This window comes from Niveispirillum irakense DSM 11586, from assembly GCF_000429645.1.
Taxonomy (GTDB): Bacteria; Pseudomonadota; Alphaproteobacteria; order Azospirillales; family Azospirillaceae; genus Niveispirillum; species Niveispirillum irakense.
In genome coordinates, this window is sequence record NZ_KE386934.1 from 256,370 (window position 1) to 273,468 (window position 17,099).

A 17,099-nucleotide genomic window follows, 5' to 3' on the forward strand; every position below is an offset into this window, starting at 1 on the left:
AAATGGGCCGGCGATGGTCCCCGGGCGGCAGCCCGACACCAACGAAAGGTGGGCGCGCGTGAATATTTCCTGCTGGATGCCGAAGAAGGTTGCCGCCGGGCTGGTCACACTGCTGTTGGCAGGGTCAGCCCTGGCCGGATCGCCGCCGGAGGATAATGCCAGTGAGATCGCGCGCTATCTGGCTGGTCGCGTGGCACAGAATGCCGGCGACTGGGGCACCGCGGCAGATAATCTGGGGGCGGCGCTGCGGAAAGATCCGGAGAATGACGCCTTGCTGCGCCGGACCTTCCTGCTGAATCTCGGTGATGGTGATGATGCCGAAGCCGTGCGGCTGGCCCGGCGGATGGATGCAGATGCCTCCTATATCGCCAGCATTCTGATCATTGCCGATGATTTGAAGCAGGGGAAAGCCGAAGAAGCGGCCGCCAGGCTGGCGACCCTGCCCGTCGATGGCTTGTCCCAGTTCATCACCCCCCTGCTCAGCGCCTGGGTTGACGTGGCGCGGGGTGACAAGGAAGGGGCGGTAAACCGGCTGAAGGCGTTGAAGACCCATGAAGGGTTCGCCGTCATGCAGCAGCTCCAGATCGCGCTGATTGAGGATCTGACGGACGACCATGAGGCTGCCGCCCTGCATTATGTCGCCGCTGGCGAACGGGGGATGCCCCTGCGCTTGACCTACCTTGTCGGCAATTTCCATGAGCGGGCGGGCAATCGCGATGCAGCACGCCGTCTGTATGAGGGCTATCGCCGCGCCAATCCCGGAACACTGGCGATGGACGAGACCATTGCACGGCTGAACAAGGGTATCGTGCCGGAACGGCTGGTGAAGGACGCCGGAACGGGGCTGGGTGAAGCGCTGTATGAAATGGCCGCCGCCCTGCAACAGGAAAAAGCGCTGGAGATGAGCCTGCTTTATGGTCGGGTATCGCTCTATCTTGATCCCCACCAGCCCTTGGCCCGCCTGATGGTGGGTGATGTGCTGGCCACCAGGGGCCAGCATGCGGCGGCGCTGCGGGAATATCGGGCGGTAAAAGCTGATGCCGGCCTGCTTTGGTCGGCCAAGCTTCGTCAGGCCGACACGTTGCGCCAGATGGACCGGATTGATGATGCGGCCAAGGTGCTGGATACCATGGCCGCCGACCAGCCGGAGCGGACGGACGCCTTGATGCAGATGGGCGATCTGTATCGCATGGCGCGCCAGCCGCAGAAAGCACTGGTCGCCTATGATCGGGCCATCGCGCGTATTGACCAGCCGGCCCCCACCGATTGGGCGCTGTTCTATGCCCGTGGCATCTGCCTGGACACAATGGGCGACTGGGCCAAGGCGGAAGCCGTGATGAAGCAGGCCCTGGCGCTCAGCCCCAATCAGGCCAGCATTTTGAATTATCTGGGCTATTCCTATGTCGATCGCGATATCGACCTGGAAAAAGGCCGGCAGATGATTGAACAGGCGCTGGCCCTGCGCCCCAAGGACGGTTTCATCATTGATAGCCTGGGCTGGGCCAAGTTCAAGCAGGGGGATTTCCACGGCGCCGTGGACCTGCTGGAACAGGCAATGGAACTGGAGCCGATGGACCCGTCGATCAGCGACCATCTGGGCGATGCCTATTGGGCGCTGGGCCGCAAGCAGGAAGCCCGTTTCCAATGGTCCCGCGCCGCGCAGCAGGCGGATAATGAAGGCTTGCGCAAATCAGCGGAAAGCAAGCTGAAGGAAGGACTGGCCACACCGCGGACAGCATCGGTCCCCCGGGACAACAACGCTAACTGAGCCGGGCTAATTGAGCCGGTGAAGGGCAGGATGGCGGATGATAGCGCGCCCTGCCCTTCACCCTTTACCTATTACACCGCTTCCCGCAGCCGCCCGACATCACGCAGGGGCGGCATGCCGTAGAGCCGGCTATATTCCCGGCTGAACTGCGATGGGCTTTGATAGCCGACGCGCAGGCTGGCCGTACCGGCATCCAGCCCTTCCGCCAGCATCAGGCGTCGCGCCTCATGCAAGCGAAGCTGCTTTTGGTACTGCATCGGGCTCATCGCCGTCACCGCCTTGAAATGGTGATGCAGGGACGAGACGCTCATATTCACATGCTCGGCCAGTTCCTCAACCCGCAGCGGATCAGCGAAATTGGCCCGCAGCCAGGCCACGGCGCGCACGATGCGGCTGCTTTGCCCCCCGCCAGACATGATCCGCAGCAAACGTGTGCCGTCCGGGCCGCTCAACACCCGGTACAGCAATTCCTGTTCAATCAGGGGGGCCATGACCGGAATATCCTGGGGGCGATCCAACAGACGCAGCAGACGCCATGCCGCTTCCAGCAGTTCCGGTGTGGCGTCACTCACGGCAACGCCGCGGGCACTGCCGCTTTCCACCCCCGCCACGGTCGGCGCACGCAGCAACACTTCGCCCAGTTTTTCCGGATCAATGGCGAAGGAAAAGCAGAAATGTGGCTGTTCCGCCGATGCCTGCGTGACATGGGCGACCGCCGGCAGATGCAGGGAGTTCAGCAGATACTGGCCCGTCCCATAATGGTACGTCTCCGATGCCAGGGTCATGCTTTTCGCCCCCTGCAGCACCAGGGACAGGCCTGGCCGGTACGCACAGGGGATCGGGCTGGTCGGGGTGCTCTGCCGATAAAGCCACAGGCGGGGTACAGGTGTGGCATTATCACCGTCCTCCCTGGCGTAACGGGCAAACAGGGATGCCATCTGACCAAGGCTTGGCATTGTATCGGACATGGGCAATCGCCTGTAGATCACGAGCTTCTGAGAGTGTGGAACGGTAAACCGGTGTCCCTTCCCTGGAAAGCCTATTAGGGGGCGTTTGCAGGATCAGGCAATAAGCTTGCAGGATCGGTCTACCACCCCAAAGCCCGACTGGTGGATAGTCCCTCACATCCCATCTGGAATATCGAGGATTAAAAATGGCAACCGCGAAAGCCTATGGCGCCCTGTCGGCCGATGCCAAGCTGGCGCCCTTCACCTTTGAACGTCGCGAACCGACGGCTGACGATGTGGTCATCGAGATCAAATATTGCGGCGTCTGCCATTCCGACATTCATCAGGCCCGCAATGAATGGGGCAATTCCCGCTTCCCCATGGTGCCGGGGCACGAGATCGCCGGCATCGTCACCGCCGTCGGCGCCAATGTGACGAAATTCAAGGTCGGTGACCGGGTTGGTGTTGGCTGCTTCGTCCATTCCTGCACCCAATGCGCCACCCGCGACGTGGATCTGGAACAGTATCTGCCTGGTCTGGTCCAGACCTATAATGATGTGGAAGCCGATGGCGTCACCCCCACCTATGGCGGCTATTCCGACCATATCGTGGTGCGGGAAGGCTATGTCCTGTCCATCCCGGACAACCTGCCCCTGGACAGGGCGGCCCCCTTGCTGTGCGCCGGCATTACGCTCTACTCTCCCTTGCGTCACTGGAACGCCGGTCCCGGCAAGAAGGTGGCCATCCTGGGCATGGGTGGCCTGGGCCATATGGGTGTGAAGCTGGCCCATGCCATGGGCGCAGACGTCACGGTGCTGAGCCAGAGCCTGTCGAAAGAGGCCGATGGCCGTCGCTTCGGTGCCGACCATTATTACGCCACCGCCGACGCAGACACCTTCACCAAGCTGGCCAACAGCTTTGATCTGATCGTCTGCACCGTCTCCAGCGAGATCGACTGGAACGCCTATCTGGGCCTGCTGAAGATCGATGGCACCATGGTTATTGTCGGCGTGCCGGAGAATGCGATTCCGGTCCATGCCTTCGCCTTGGTGCCCGCTCGCCGCTCCCTGGCCGGCTCCATGATCGGGTCGATCAAGGAGACACAGGAAATGCTGGATTTCTGCGGCCAGCACGACATCACGGCCGAGATCGAGACCATCGATATCAAGGATATCAATGACGCCTATGAGCGCGTGATCAAAAGCGACGTGCGCTATCGTTTCGTGATCGACATGGAAAGCCTGTTCTAGAGCGGATCGCGGAAAAGCGGGATCGCTTTGGAGCGTGAATCAGCTCGCTGAACAAGAACTTGGAGCCGGGTGCGTTTCCGGTTAAACGCACCCGGCTCCAAGGCTCCCAACAAAAAGGGGGGCCGTGCCGCCCCCCTTTTTCAGCAGCGTCCCAGGAAGTGCCAAGGTCAAGCCAGGGCCGCCTTGGCCCCATCCGTTCCCAGTGCCTTCAGGGCGGTTTCCACGATATGGCGGGCATTCAGCCCCGCCTCCTCATACTGCTTATAAGGCGTATCATGGTCCTGATAGATATCGGGCAGGACCATCGGGCGGATCTTGCAGCCATGGTCCAGCAGACCCGTCACCGCCAGATGGTGCAGGACCTGACTGCCGAAGCCGCCGACCGACCCTTCTTCAATCGTGATCAGAACATCATGGCTGCGGACCAGCCGCTCGATCAGGTCTGTATCAAGCGGTTTGGCGAATCGGGCATCGGCCACCGTGGTGGACAGGCCGCGAATACCCAGATCTTCCGCCGCCTTCATCGCCTCCTGCAACCGGGCACCAAAGGACAGGATGGCAACCTTGCTGCCCTCCTGAAGGATGCGGCCCTTGCCGATGGTCAGCGGCATGCCCTCTGACGGCATGTCGATGCCAACACCTTCACCGCGCGGATAGCGCACGGCAATGGGCCCATCCTCATAGGCGGCGCAGGTGGCGACCATATGCACCAGATCGGCCTCGTCCGCCGCTGCCATCACCACCATATTGGGCAGGCAGGCCAGATAGGCGACATCAAAGGCGCCGGCATGGGTGGCCCCATCAGCGCCGACCAGCCCGGCCCGGTCGATGGCGAAACGCACCGGCAGGTTCTGCAAGGCCACATCATGCACGACCTGATCATAGGCGCGCTGCAGGAAGGTGGAATAGATGGCGCAGAACGGCTTGTACCCTTCCGTCGCCATGCCGGCAGCGAAGGTTACGGCGTGCTGCTCCGCAATCGCCACATCGAAGCTGCGCTTGGGGAACTGCTTCTGGAACAGGTCCAAGCCAGTGCCAGACGGCATGGCGGCGGTGATGGCGACGATCTTGTCGTCCTTCGCGGCCTCTGCGATCAGGGCATCGGCGAAGACGCGGGTATAGCTGGGGGCGTTCGCCTTAGCCTTGGCTTGGGTCCCCGTAATGACATCGAACTTGCCCACCGCGTGCAGCTTGTCGGCGGATGCCTCCGCCGGGGCATAGCCCTTGCCCTTCTGGGTGACGACATGCACCAGTACCGGTCCGCCCTGCGGATCGTCGCGGACATTTTCCAGTACCGGCAGCAGATGGTCCAGATTATGCCCGTCGATGGGACCAACATAATAGAAGCCCAGTTCTTCAAACAGGGTGCCGCCCGTGACCATGCCACGGGCATATTCCTCCGCCCGGCGCGCAGCGTTGAGCAGCGGGCGTGGCAGATGTTCGGCCACCTGTTTGGAAAAATCACGGAAGCCGCGATAGGATTTGGACGAGATCAGCCGTGACAGATAGCCCGAGAGCGCCCCCACCGGCGGCGCGATGGACATGTCATTGTCATTGAGGATGACCACGAGGCGGGAATTGGCCGCCCCGGCATTGTTCATCGCCTCATAGGCCATGCCGGCCGACAGGGCGCCGTCGCCAATGATGGCGACGACATTGTTGGTCTTGCCTGCCAGATCGCGCGCCACCGCCATGCCCAGCCCGGCAGAGATGGAGGTAGAGCTGTGGGCCGTGCCGAACGGGTCGTACTCGCTCTCCGACCGTTTGGTGAAGCCGGAGAGGCCGCCACCCATGCGCAGGGTACGGATACGGTCCCGCCGCCCGGTCAGGATCTTATGGGGGTAGGATTGGTGACCCACATCCCAGATCAACCGATCGTCCGGGGTATCGAAGCAATAATGCAGCGCCACCGTCAGTTCGACCACGCCCAGCCCGGCGCCCAGATGACCACCGGTAACGGAGACAGCATCAATCGTCTCCGCCCGCAATTCATCGGCCAGTTGGCGAAGCTGTGACGGTTGCAGGCGGCGCAGGTCGGCCGGAACCTTCACCTGGTCCAGCAGCGGCGTCTTCGACTGGGACATTCCGACCCCTCTTCTTTCTTACGACCGCCGCTCAACGACGAACTGGGCGACCTGACGCAGCATTTCCGCACGCTCGCCGAAGATGTCCAGATGCATGGCAGCCTGGTTGGCAAGCCGGCGCGCCTGATCACGCGCCCGCTCCACCCCCAATATAGAAACAAATGTGGCTTTTCCAGCAACGTCATCACGACCCAGCGGCTTGCCCACTTCGTCCTGAACACCTTCTACATCAAGAAGATCATCGGCAATCTGGAACGCCAGCCCCAGATCATGGGCATAGGCCTGCAATGCATGGTGCTGCGGCGCGCCGGCCCGGCCCAGAATCGCCCCCGCGCAAGCGGAAAAGGCGATCATGTCACCGGTCTTCATCCGCTGAAGGCGGGTGATGGCACCGATATCGAAGCTCGTCGTCTCCGCGATCAGGTCCAGCATCTGGCCGCCAACCATGCCCCGGGGCCCGGCGGCCTTGGCCAAGGCTGCCACCAGCTTGCAGCGGACCTGCGGGTCTTCATGCGTTTCCGGATCGGCCAGGATTTCGAACGCCTGGGTCAACAGCCCGTCGCCCGCCAGGATGGCCGTTGCCTCATCGAACTGGACATGCACCGTCTTGCGGCCCCGGCGCAATTCACTGTCATCCATGGCCGGCAGGTCATCATGGATCAGGCTGTAGCAATGGATGAACTCCACCGCGGCCGCCGCGCGCAGGGCGCAGGCCGGGTTCACCCCGAACATGCGCGCACTTTCCATGACCAGGAAAGGGCGCAGGCGCTTGCCGCCGCCCAGACAGCCATAGCGCATGGCATCGAACAACCGCGCCTCTACCAGATCGGCACGGGGCAGCAGCACGTCGATCGCGGCTTCCACCTGTTCGACAGTATCCGCCATGGCGGCGGTCAGGGTCTTGGGCAGCGAGGGCATTCGGCTCAATCCAGTCGGGCGGGTTCGGCGGTGATGCTGCCATCGGCGGCAATGGCGATGCGGTCGACCTTGGCCTGGGCTTCGCGCAGCTTCAATTCACAATGACGCTTCAGCAGGGTGCCGCGTTCATAGAACTGGATGGCATCATCCAGCTTGGCGCGCCCTTCCTCTAGCTGGCGCACGATACGCTCCAGCTCGGCGAGCGCATCCTCAAAGCTGAGGGCGGAGATATCGGCTGGCAGGGTCGTCTCGGTCATGGCTTCTGCACTGCATTGCGGAACGGCGGACTGTATGTCCACCCGCCCGGCGGTTCAAGCACCACAAGCGACGTGGCTGGGTGACGCCGGTTGAGGGTTGAACCGGCCCGCCTTGCCATCACCCCCCGACCATCAGGGTTTTGACATGGGCCGCCGTGCTGCTGGCCAGCGCCCGCAGATCATATCCCCCTTCCAGCACAGAGACGACACGGCCCTTGGCGTGACGATCCGCCACTTCCAGCAACCGGCTGGTCACCCAGGCAAAATCATCATCTGTCAGGTCCAGCCCACCTACCGGGTCGCGCATATGGGCGTCGAACCCGGCGGAGATCATCAGCAGATCGGGACGGAAGGCATCCAGCGCTGGAATCAGTTGCGACTGGATGCCGTGGCGGAATTCCGGGCTGCCGGACATGGGGGGCAGGCAGACATTGAGCACATTGCCGTAATCCCCCTGCTCCCGCACGGAGCCGGTGCCGGGATAAAGCGGCCATTGATGGGTTGAGGCATAAAACAGGGCCGAATCATGCTCGCAGAACGTCTGGGTGCCATTGCCGTGATGGACATCGAAATCGACGATGGCGACACGCTTGATCCTGTGGGCGGCGCGGGCATGGGCGGCCCCCACCGCCACATTGTTGAACAGGCAGAAACCCATTGCCTGATCGGGTTCGGCATGGTGGCCCGGCGGGCGGACAGCGCAGAAGGCGTTGCGCACTTCCCCACCGCACACCGCATCAACCGCCGCCACCACCGCACCGGCGGCGCGCAAGGCCGCCTCACCCGTGCCGGGCGACAGAACTGTATCGCTATCCAGCGACGTATGACCCTCTGCTGGAATCGCCTCTAGCAGGGCGCTGACATGGGCGGGTGGATGCACCCTTTCCAACTGTTCCCGCGTGGCACGCGGCGCGTCGCGCCGGTCCAGGAACATGAAGCTTTCTTCCTCCAGCGCCGACAGCACCACCCGTAACCGGTCGGCACATTCCGGATGGCCGAAGCCGGTATCATGCTCCAGACAATCCAGATGGGTGAAAAGGGCGGTATTCATCCCAAGCCTTTCAAAGCGTTTCCCCAATCACAACAGATGCCGGCCAGCCCTTGGATGGGCAATGTTCTGTAAATACGGCATCTTGGACACCATCATGCCATGCCGGTGGATGGCTGTCTTTGCGCCAAATCATGCGCAGGCTGACCGACCGGGCGACCTAAGTAGGGGCCCCATGACGGATGCGAAACAGATGAACAGGGCCGGCGGGGTGATCGCCCGCCGCGATGATCTCCAACAATTCATGACCGGATTCGCGGCAGAATGTCTCAAAATCCTTCAAGGCCACCTTGTCCGTCGCGGTGACCGCAAGCACCTGCCCCCGCGCCATGCCCCGCAAGGCCCGGGCAGCGCGCAAGACCGGCATCGGGCATTTCAGCCCCCGGCAATCCAGCTCGATATCGGCGTCCGCCATGTCCGCTCCGTCCGGTATTAAGGCAACGGCCCGGCTATGGCCCTTCGCCCCGCCCCTGTCAATGGCGGCGCCCGGATGTCAGGCTTTGCGGCCCAGGGCAGCCGAGCCCAGCAAGAGCCATCCCACAATAAAGGCAAGACCGCCCAAGGGCGCCACGGCCCCCATCACACTTGGCCCCCACCAGCCCAAGGCGTAAAGCGCGCCGGGAAACAGGATGGACCCGATGGCAAAGGCCAGCCCTGCCGCCAACAGCCGCCGTGCCGCATGGGGCAGCACCCGGCGCAACAGCACGATCCCGACAAGGGCAACCGCATGGATAAGCTGGTAATGGCTGGCCATCTGCCACAGCTCCACCGATCGCGCTGGCCGGATCGCACCCAGCCCATGGCTCGCATAGGCCCCTGCCGCCACGGCTAAGGCCCCGAACAATCCCGCCAGTATCAGCAAACGGTCAGCCGCAGGATCGGCATGGGCACTGTCGGTCATCATGTCCACTCTGGCAGATGGGAAGATCGTGGCGGACCACCATTCTATGGGCACGCAAGCTGCCATGAAAGATGCCGTCAACCCTTGCGACATTCCGCCAGCCATAAAGAAAAAGGGCGGCGCCGGAAAAGCACCGCCCTTTGGCAACCGGCCCCGCGGGGGATCAAACGGGACCGGTTATCATGTCAACAACAGGGATCAGGGTGCGCGGGGCAGATCGGCCAGCACCAGTTCGGCCTCTTCCAGCGCCTCAATGGTCAGCACCTTCTCATCCCGGATAGCTGCACCATCGCGTGCATCCAGAACCACGCCATTGACCTTCACCTTGCCGCGCGCCGGCACCAGATAGGCCAGCCGGTCGCCCAGCTCATGCGTCACCACGGTGCCAGCCGGCAGGGTACCGCCCAGGATCGCAGCGTCCTGATGGATGTAAAGGGCACCGCTATCCTTGTCCTGCTCCCGACCGGATGCCATCACCACCAGCTTGCCGGCATTGTCACCCTTGGGGAACTTCGCCGCTTCCCAGCGCGGCTTCACGCCCCGCTTGTTCGGGATGATCCAGATCTGGAACAGGGTGGTTTCGCCCGGCTCCCGATTATATTCGGCATGGGCGATACCGGTACCGGCCGACATCACCTGCACGTCGCCCGCTTCGGTGCGGCCCTCATTGCCCAGAACATCCTGGTGGGTGATGGCGCCCTTACGGACATAGGTGATGATTTCCATGTCCGAATGCGGATGCGGATCAAACCCGGTGCCGCTGTCGATCGTGTCGTCATTCCACACGCGCAGCGGGCCCCAATGCACCCGCGACGGGTTGTGGTAATTGGCGAAGCTGAAGTGGAAATTGGCACGCAGCCAGCCATGGTTGGCCTTGCCCAGCCCGGCGAAAGGACGATGCTCGATCATGATACTTCTCCTGTTGCGGCCCCCGGCGCCGCCCCGCTTATCGGCAGCGGGGCCGGGTCCATTGAGAAAGGGCAGTGTCGTTCAAAGGGGCGGCGAACCATGCCGCCCGGTACTCGATATCAGCGAAAATCAGGCGCTCAGCTTGGCGGCCAAGCGGGCCACATGCTCACCCTGGAAGCGGGCACCGGCCAGCTCATTCTCAGACGGCTGACGCGACCCGTCGCTCTTGGCCAGCGTGGTGGCGCCGTAGGGGCTGCCGCCGGTGATCTCGTCCATGTTGGTCTGGCCGGCGAAGCTGTAGGGCAGACCAACCACGACCATGCCCTGGTGCAGCAGCGTGGTGTGGAAGGAGAGCAGCGTCGCTTCCTGCCCGCCATGCTGGGTCGCCGTGCTGGCGAAGACGGAACCGATCTTGCCGATCAGCGCACCCTTGGCCCACAGACCGCCGGTCTGGTCCAGGAAGTTGCGCATCTGCGAGGCCATCATGCCGAAGCGGGTCGGGGTGCCGAAGATGATGGCATCATATTCCGGCAGCTCGTCCACCGTGGCGATCGGGGCGTCCTGTTCCAGCTTGATGCCGGAGCGCTTGGCCACCTCTTCCGGCACCAGTTCGGGGACGCGCTTCACCACCACTTCGGTGCCGGGCACGCTGCGCGCACCTTCGGCAACGGCCTTGGCCATCGTCTCGACATGGCCATAGCTGGAATAGTAGAGAACCAGAACCTTGCTCATCATATGCTCCCTTGCCTGTAAGATCATGGCCGCAACGGGTGTCGGCCGGTGTCTGTCTGAAACGGAAGATAGGCCGTTGCGGCTTTCCCGTTAATGGCGCAAATACGAATAGGATTGTTGCAGCTAGCGAGACAATAGGAGGCCCGATGGATCGGCTGGAGGATTTGCGTCTGTTCACCCTGGTGGCAGAGGGGCGCAGTTTCACCCGTGCCGCCGACCGGCTGGGCCTGTCGAAATCCGCTGCCAGCCGCCGGATTGGCGAGTTGGAGACACGGCTGGGCGCCCGGCTGTTCAACCGCACCACGCGCCATATCAGCCTCACCCAGGTGGGCGAGGGCTTCTATCAGCGCGTCAGCCAGATTCTGGATGCGCTGGAAGATGCAGAACGGTCCGTCGCCAGCCAGCATGCCGCGCCGCGTGGCGTGTTGAAACTGGCCGCGCCCATGTCCTTCGGCATCAAGCATCTGGCCGACGCCATCGGCCGCTTCATGGAGCTTTATCCGGAAGTCGAGATCGACATGGACCTGTCGGACCGGTTCGTCGATCTGGTGGAGGAAGGCTATGACATGGCGGTGCGTATCGGCCGCCTGAAGGATAGCTCGCTGGTCGCCCGCAAGCTGTGCCCCGCCCGCGTGGTGATCTGTGCCAGCCCCACCTATCTGTCCCGACACGGCACACCGCAGGTGCCGGCTGATCTCGCCGGCCATAGCTGCCTGATCTACACCAACACCCAGGCACCCGAGCAATGGGTGTTCAGAGCCTCACCAGGATCGGAGGAAACGCGATCCATCCGGATCACTGGCCGATTACGGGCCAATAATGGCGATGCGCTGCGGGAAGCCGCCATCGCAGGGCAAGGGCTGGTGCAATTACCCACTTTCATCGTGGGGGAGGACCTGTCACGCGGCAAGCTGTTGCCGGTGCTGGATGATTTTGCGCTTTCCCAAAGCGCCGTTCACGCGGTCTATCCCGCGAACCGGCATCTCAGCCCGAAGGTCCGCGCTTTCGTGGATTTCCTGGCCGGCCGTTTCGGCCCCGTCCCCTATTGGGACGCAGGCTTGACCTTGTTGAAGGGCGGATGACGAAAGCCTCTCGACCCGGATATTTGGGTAAACCATCTAAAAAACAAGGCCCTATCCGGGAAAACCTGGATAGGGCCTTGTTTTTCAGAACAAAAGCAATTCCCTGCGATCAGCGGGTTGCAGTTGCCGTGCTGGTCGCAGTGGACGTAGATGTGGACGTGCTCGTCGTCGGCGGGCCGGATTCATCATCGCCGCCACCAATTGCGGCTGCCAGTGCACCCGCCGCCGCCACGGCAGACACAGCCGCCAGCGGATAGAGCTTACCGGCGGAGAAGAAGCCGGCATTTTGGCCCGCGGCGCCACCGGTCGCCTGGGGCGTGCTGTTCGCAGGCGTCTGCTGGGCCGTATCCGTCGCGGGGGGATTGGCGTCCTGCGCGGAAGCGGCAGGCGCCACCAGGGCCGTGGCCAGCAGCAAAGAAGCCAGTAGGCGGTTCATCATCATCGTTTCCATTACCAAAAAATTCGTCGCCCCTTGGGCCGTGAAGCTACCGTCGTGATGCGCGAAGGAAAAGCGGAAAGCGCAGGCGGGCCACCGGGACAGATATGACAAATCCCGGCCGTCGCCAGCCGGGATTGCATCAGCCTTACACAGGAAACCCAATAAATCCGCCGTCAAGCGGGCTTCACCGCCAGCCCGCTGCACACATTGGCAATCAGGATCTGTCGGGCGCGTTCCACGATATCATCCATACTGGGGGTGCGGACAAACATCTTGGCCGCCCGCTGACGCAGTTCATCCGTGGTGGGGATATGGGGAAGGTGGATGTGGGCTACCAGTGATTCGACCCGGACCTTGGCCGTCTCGCTCGCCTGACGTACCCGTTCCTCGATCTCCGCCAGGGTCGGCGTATGGGCCAGGGCCTCACGGACCTGGGCCGTCAGCTTCTCCACCTGGAAGGATGCGGCAAGCTGGGCCGCTGCCGTTTCGATCACCTTGGTACCCAGACGCTGCTCATTCCGCACAACTGAAGCCGGCGGTTCATGGATATCCCAAACCAGCCCCACCCAGGACATGGCCTTGATGATGTAGTAGGAGACATCGACCTCCCACCAGCGGAAGCCCTGGCGCACGCTGGACTGGTAGGCATGGTGGTTATTGTGCCACCCCTCTCCCAGCGTGGCGATGGCCAGCGCCCAGTTGTTGCGGCTGTCATCGCCGGTCAGGTACCGGCGGCGCCCCATCACATGGGCCAGGGAGTTGATGCAGAAGGTGGCGTGATACAGCGCCACGGTGCTCCACAGGAAACCGACGACCAGACCCGACCAGCCGGCCAGGAACCAGACAACGGTACCCATGACAATGGGCGGCACATAATAGTGCTTATCCAGCCAGACCAGTTCCGGGAACTTGGTCAGATCCCCGATACCCCGGTAATCCGCCTTGTCGTGCTTGGGCGTGAAAATCCAGCCGAGATGCGAATAGAAGAAGCCCTTCTGCTTGGGCGAATGCACATCCATCGGCGTGTCGGAATATTTGTGATGATGGCGATGCTTCGCCGCCCACCACAGGGCACCGCGCTGGGCAGAGCTTTCCGCCAGGAACGCCAGCAGGAACTGCATCACCCGGCCGGTCTTGTAGGACCGGTGGGAGAAATAGCGGTGATAACCGCCGGTAATGCCGAACATGCGGGCGATATAGAGGCCGACGGCCAAAAGCACGTCCTGCCAGTAGACCCCCGTCCAGATCGCTGCAAAGCAGGCGAGATGGACCAGGATGAACGGGATCATGGCGGGGTAGACAATATCGTCCGACAGGGCCGCGGTATCGCCGCGGTCGAGATCGCTGGGGGCAGTCACGTGTGAACCAGGCTCCAAAACTATGGCCATCAGGGCCGGCGGCGCGGCGGCGCCACTTCAGACGAAAGTGATAATAACATGCCACCCCGGCCTTATGGGGTAACAAAAACCGCCCCTACCCCGATGCGCGCAAGCGTCGCGGCGGGAAAAGCAGCATCAAGCCACGGGCCCGTTCGATGCCGCCACATTCTCCCGCCCCGTCCTTTTGGAACCGGGCTTGGGGGAAGGTCGGGTCGCAACAAAGGTCGCGGTGCAGCACAGGATCAGCCCCACGACGATGGGGGCCGCCGGATGGGGGGCGGTCAGAAAGACGATCACCCAGGACACGGCCATAACGGCCACCGCCGCAATCTTGGCCCGCGTCGGGATGGCCCCCTGCTCCCGCCAGTCACGCAAGGCGGGACCAAAACGCGGATGGTCCAGCAGCTTCTGCGCCTTTTCGGGATGGGAGCGGAAATAGGCCCAGAGCGCGACCAACAGGAAAGGCGTTGTCGGCAGCAGCGGCAACACGGCCCCAACCATGCCCAGGCCGACGCAAATATAGGCCAGCGCCAGATAAAACAGGCGGGCACGCGGCCGGGCGCTTTGCTGAACCGGCGAAACATCCGGCTGCGATCTTTCCTCCGTCCTCAAGACGCCCGATCCTTTCCGATCAATCGCGAGCCGTTCGCAATTAACATGGCGCTTCCATCAGGCTGTTGCAAGTGCCAGTTCGCACACCATACGGATGATACCAGCGGTCAAAAAAGATGGGCGGCCAGGATTGCTCCCAGACCGCCCACAAGGTCGGCTGCCGCGAAATGACCGGAAGCGGCAGCCGTGAGGACTTTAAAGGTCAGATCAGGCCGGACGCTTCAGCGCGGCCGCTTCGCGGGCCAGCGCCTCAATCCCGGCCCAATCCTTGGCCGCGACCAGCTTGTTCGGGGTGACCCAGGACCCGCCGACGCACATCACGTTCGGCAGGGCCAGAAACTCTTCCGCGTTGGCGGCATTGACGCCGCCGGTCGGGCAGAACCGGATCTGGCGCAGCGGCGACGCCACCGCCTTCAGCATGTCCATCCCACCGACAACCGTCGCGGGGAACAGCTTCTGGTGACGGATGCCACGGGCCAGCAACATCATCATTTCCGACGGCGTGGCCACACCCGGCAGATAGGGCATGTTCTGGGCAATGGCGGCATCGGCCAGTTCCGGATAGCAGCCGGGGCTGACGATGAATTTTGCACCAGCCTTGGCGACCTGATCGATCTGGCCCGGCTCCAAAATGGTGCCGGCACCGACAACGGCACCCGGCACCTTCGCCATGGCGGCCAGCGCCTCGACAGCCACCGGGGAGCGCAGCGTCACTTCCAGCACCGGCAGGCCGCCGGCAACCAGCGCCGTTGCCAAAGGCACGGCATCTTCCAGGCGATCGATCACGATCACCGGAATGACGGGGGCAAGGCTGCAAATACGCTCGATTTCGGTGGTCATCGCACAGGTTTCCAACTGGTGGGTTCGTTACGGATTGGTTGCGGGTACGGGCACCGGGCTGGCAAAGCCGGGCCCGAAGCTGCTGCCGCCCTGCTCGGCGCCGGTGGCCGTGGCGCGGAAGGCACCGAACAGGTTGCGGCCCGTGCCCCATTCATTACCCGAGAGATCGGGCACCGTCACCGGTCGCGCCGCAAATTCTGCGGCATCGACCAGCACTTCCAACGTACCGGCTTCCGCGTCCAGGCGAATGATATCGCCGTCGCGCACCCGGGCCAGCGGCCCACCGGCCAAACATTCCGGCGTTATATGGATGGCGGCCGGCACCTTGCCGGAGGCACCGGACATGCGGCCATCGGTGACCAAAGCCACCTTGAAGCCCTTGTCCTGCAAAATCCCCAGCGACGGCGTCAGCTTGTGCAATTCCGGCATGCCATTGGCGCGCGGGCCCTGATAGCGGACCACCACCACCACATCGCCTGTCAGCTTGCCGGCCTTGAAGGCGGCCAGCATGTCATCCTGACTGTCGAACACCATGGCCGGCGCCTCGACAATGCGATGCTCCGGTTTCACGGCGGAAACCTTGATCACGCAGCGGCCCAGATTGCCGGTCAGCAGGCGGATACCGCCCGTGGGATCGAAAGCTTCGGCCACCGGGCGCAGCACCTTGGTATCAGCCGAGACCTTCACGCCCGGCCGCCAGGTCGCTGCACCGTAATTATCCAGGAAGGCATCATTGCGGTAGGCGTCCATGCCGCCCTCGCCCGCCACCGTCTTTACGTCACCATGCAGGAGGCCATTATCCAGCAGTTCGGAAATCACGAACTGCATGCCGCCGGCGGCGTGGAAATGGTTCACATCCGCGACGCCATTGGGATAGACGCGGGCCAGCAAAGGCACCACGGCGGACAGGTCGTTGAAATCCTGCCAGTCGATGCTGATGCCGGCAGCGGCAGCCATTGCCACCAGATGGATGGTATGGTTGGTGGAGCCGCCCGTCGCCATCAGGCCGATCATGGCATTCACAATCGCCTTCTCGTCCACGATATCGGCGATCGGCGTATAATCGTCGCCCAGGGCCGTGATCTTGGCTGCACGCTCCGTAGCGGCCACGGTCAGCGCATCGCGCAACGGCGTGTTGGGATTGATGAAGGAGGCGCCCGGCAAATGCAGGCCCATAATCTCCATCATCATCTGATTGGAATTGGCGGTACCGTAGAAGGTGCAGGTGCCGGGGCCATGATAGCTCTGCGACTCCGCTTCCAGCAGCGCGTCGCGGCCCAGCTTGCCTTCGGCATAAAGCTGGCGGACCTTCGCCTTTTCCGGATTGGACAGGCCCGATGTCATCGGGCCGGCCGGCACGAAGATCGCCGGCAGATGGCCAAACGACAAAGCGCCAATGAACAGGCCCGGCACGATCTTGTCGCACACACCCAGATAGAGGGCCGCGTCGAACATGTTGTGCGACAGGGCAATGGCCGTGGACATGGCAATGACATCGCGAGAGAAGAGCGACAGCTCCATCCCCGCCTGCCCCTGCGTGACGCCATCGCACATAGCGGGCACGCCACCGGCAAACTGCGCCACGGCCCCCACCTTGCGCGCCGTCTGCTTGATCAGTTCCGGATAGCGCTCTAGCGGCTGATGGGCCGACAACATGTCATTATAGGCGGAAACAATGGCCAGATTGGCTTCCGTTCCCGATTTCAGCTTGGCCTTGTCATCGGCGGCGCAGGCGGCAAAGCCATGGGCCAGATTGCCGCAGGCCAGCGTGCCGCGCCGGGGCCCCTTCTGTCGCATGGCGTTCACCTGCGACAGATAGGCGGCGCGATTGGCAGCGCTGCGCTCGATAATGCGGTCGGTGACGCGGCGGATGGCGTCCTGGATCATGACAAAACTCTCCCCACCCCGGGGAATTGGTCAGGTTGGGCGACCC

Annotated in this window: 17 protein-coding genes; 3 read left to right on the forward strand and 14 right to left on the reverse strand. The window is 62.9% G+C overall.

Features of this window, described 5'->3' with window-relative positions; translation table 11 throughout:
- The first annotated feature begins 58 nt into the window (after window positions 1-58).
- On the forward strand, window positions 59-1,768 hold the full coding sequence (locus G473_RS28080) for a tetratricopeptide repeat protein (RefSeq protein ID WP_161631018.1): 1,710 nt from the start codon (window positions 59-61) through the stop codon (window positions 1,766-1,768).
- A 71-nt stretch (window positions 1,769-1,839) separates the two neighbouring features.
- On the opposite strand, the gene G473_RS0120125 is transcribed toward G473_RS28080, so the two are convergent.
- Window positions 1,840-2,736: an AraC family transcriptional regulator gene (locus G473_RS0120125; RefSeq protein ID WP_029014577.1), complete on the reverse strand. Its 897-nt coding sequence runs from the start codon at window positions 2,734-2,736 to the stop codon at window positions 1,840-1,842.
- Window positions 2,737-2,921: 185 nt separating this feature from the next.
- On the opposite strand from G473_RS0120125, the gene G473_RS0120130 reads away from it, so the two are divergent.
- Window positions 2,922-3,965, forward strand: a complete 1,044-nt coding sequence (locus G473_RS0120130; RefSeq protein WP_029014578.1) for an NAD(P)-dependent alcohol dehydrogenase — start codon at window positions 2,922-2,924, stop codon at window positions 3,963-3,965.
- A 167-nt stretch (window positions 3,966-4,132) separates the two neighbouring features.
- On the opposite strand, the gene dxs is transcribed toward G473_RS0120130, so the two are convergent.
- From dxs to wrbA, 8 genes are all read right to left on the reverse strand, one after another.
- Window positions 4,133-6,049 carry a 1-deoxy-D-xylulose-5-phosphate synthase gene (dxs, locus tag G473_RS0120135; protein ID WP_029014579.1) on the reverse strand — a complete coding sequence of 639 codons (1,917 nt, stop codon included), beginning with the start codon at window positions 6,047-6,049 and terminating at the stop codon, window positions 4,133-4,135.
- Window positions 6,050-6,067: 18 nt separating this feature from the next.
- Window positions 6,068-6,967, reverse strand: a complete 900-nt coding sequence (locus G473_RS0120140; protein ID WP_029014580.1) for a polyprenyl synthetase family protein — start codon at window positions 6,965-6,967, stop codon at window positions 6,068-6,070.
- A 5-nt stretch (window positions 6,968-6,972) separates the two neighbouring features.
- Window positions 6,973-7,224, reverse strand: coding sequence for an exodeoxyribonuclease VII small subunit (locus tag G473_RS0120145; RefSeq protein WP_029014581.1), 252 nt, complete (start codon window positions 7,222-7,224; stop codon window positions 6,973-6,975).
- A 118-nt stretch (window positions 7,225-7,342) separates the two neighbouring features.
- Complete coding sequence (locus G473_RS0120150; protein WP_029014582.1) at window positions 7,343-8,275, reverse strand: histone deacetylase family protein; 933 nt, start codon at window positions 8,273-8,275, stop codon at window positions 7,343-7,345.
- Between the two features lie 157 nt (window positions 8,276-8,432).
- The gene (locus tag G473_RS0120155; RefSeq protein WP_029014583.1) at window positions 8,433-8,687 is read right to left on the reverse strand and encodes a sulfurtransferase TusA family protein; all 255 of its coding nucleotides are present in this window, start codon (window positions 8,685-8,687) and stop codon (window positions 8,433-8,435) included.
- Window positions 8,688-8,765: 78 nt separating this feature from the next.
- Window positions 8,766-9,176 carry a DUF423 domain-containing protein gene (locus G473_RS0120160; RefSeq protein WP_161631019.1) on the reverse strand — a complete coding sequence of 137 codons (411 nt, stop codon included), beginning with the start codon at window positions 9,174-9,176 and terminating at the stop codon, window positions 8,766-8,768.
- A 195-nt stretch (window positions 9,177-9,371) separates the two neighbouring features.
- Entirely contained in the window at window positions 9,372-10,082 is a 711-nt protein-coding gene (locus G473_RS0120165) for a pirin family protein (RefSeq protein WP_029014585.1), read from the reverse strand.
- Between the two features lie 129 nt (window positions 10,083-10,211).
- Complete coding sequence (gene wrbA, locus G473_RS0120170) at window positions 10,212-10,814, reverse strand: NAD(P)H:quinone oxidoreductase (RefSeq protein WP_029014586.1); 603 nt, start codon at window positions 10,812-10,814, stop codon at window positions 10,212-10,214.
- Between the two features lie 146 nt (window positions 10,815-10,960).
- Between wrbA and G473_RS0120175 the strand changes: the two genes are divergently transcribed.
- Window positions 10,961-11,896 carry a LysR family transcriptional regulator gene (locus G473_RS0120175; protein WP_029014587.1) on the forward strand — a complete coding sequence of 312 codons (936 nt, stop codon included), beginning with the start codon at window positions 10,961-10,963 and terminating at the stop codon, window positions 11,894-11,896.
- Between the two features lie 109 nt (window positions 11,897-12,005).
- On the opposite strand, the gene G473_RS30475 is transcribed toward G473_RS0120175, so the two are convergent.
- The 5 genes from G473_RS30475 to edd form a co-directional block, all read right to left on the reverse strand.
- Window positions 12,006-12,338, reverse strand: a complete 333-nt coding sequence (locus G473_RS30475) for a hypothetical protein (protein WP_154667495.1) — start codon at window positions 12,336-12,338, stop codon at window positions 12,006-12,008.
- A 170-nt stretch (window positions 12,339-12,508) separates the two neighbouring features.
- On the reverse strand, window positions 12,509-13,693 hold the full coding sequence (locus G473_RS0120185; RefSeq protein ID WP_245580206.1) for an acyl-CoA desaturase: 1,185 nt from the start codon (window positions 13,691-13,693) through the stop codon (window positions 12,509-12,511).
- Window positions 13,694-13,849: 156 nt separating this feature from the next.
- Entirely contained in the window at window positions 13,850-14,326 is a 477-nt protein-coding gene (locus tag G473_RS28090; RefSeq protein WP_084438407.1) for a YbaN family protein, read from the reverse strand.
- Between the two features lie 207 nt (window positions 14,327-14,533).
- Window positions 14,534-15,166 carry a bifunctional 4-hydroxy-2-oxoglutarate aldolase/2-dehydro-3-deoxy-phosphogluconate aldolase gene (gene eda, locus G473_RS0120195; RefSeq protein ID WP_029014589.1) on the reverse strand — a complete coding sequence of 211 codons (633 nt, stop codon included), beginning with the start codon at window positions 15,164-15,166 and terminating at the stop codon, window positions 14,534-14,536.
- 27 nt (window positions 15,167-15,193) lie between these two features.
- Entirely contained in the window at window positions 15,194-17,053 is a 1,860-nt protein-coding gene (edd, locus tag G473_RS0120200) for a phosphogluconate dehydratase (protein ID WP_029014590.1), read from the reverse strand.
- Window positions 17,054-17,099 lie beyond the last annotated feature (46 nt).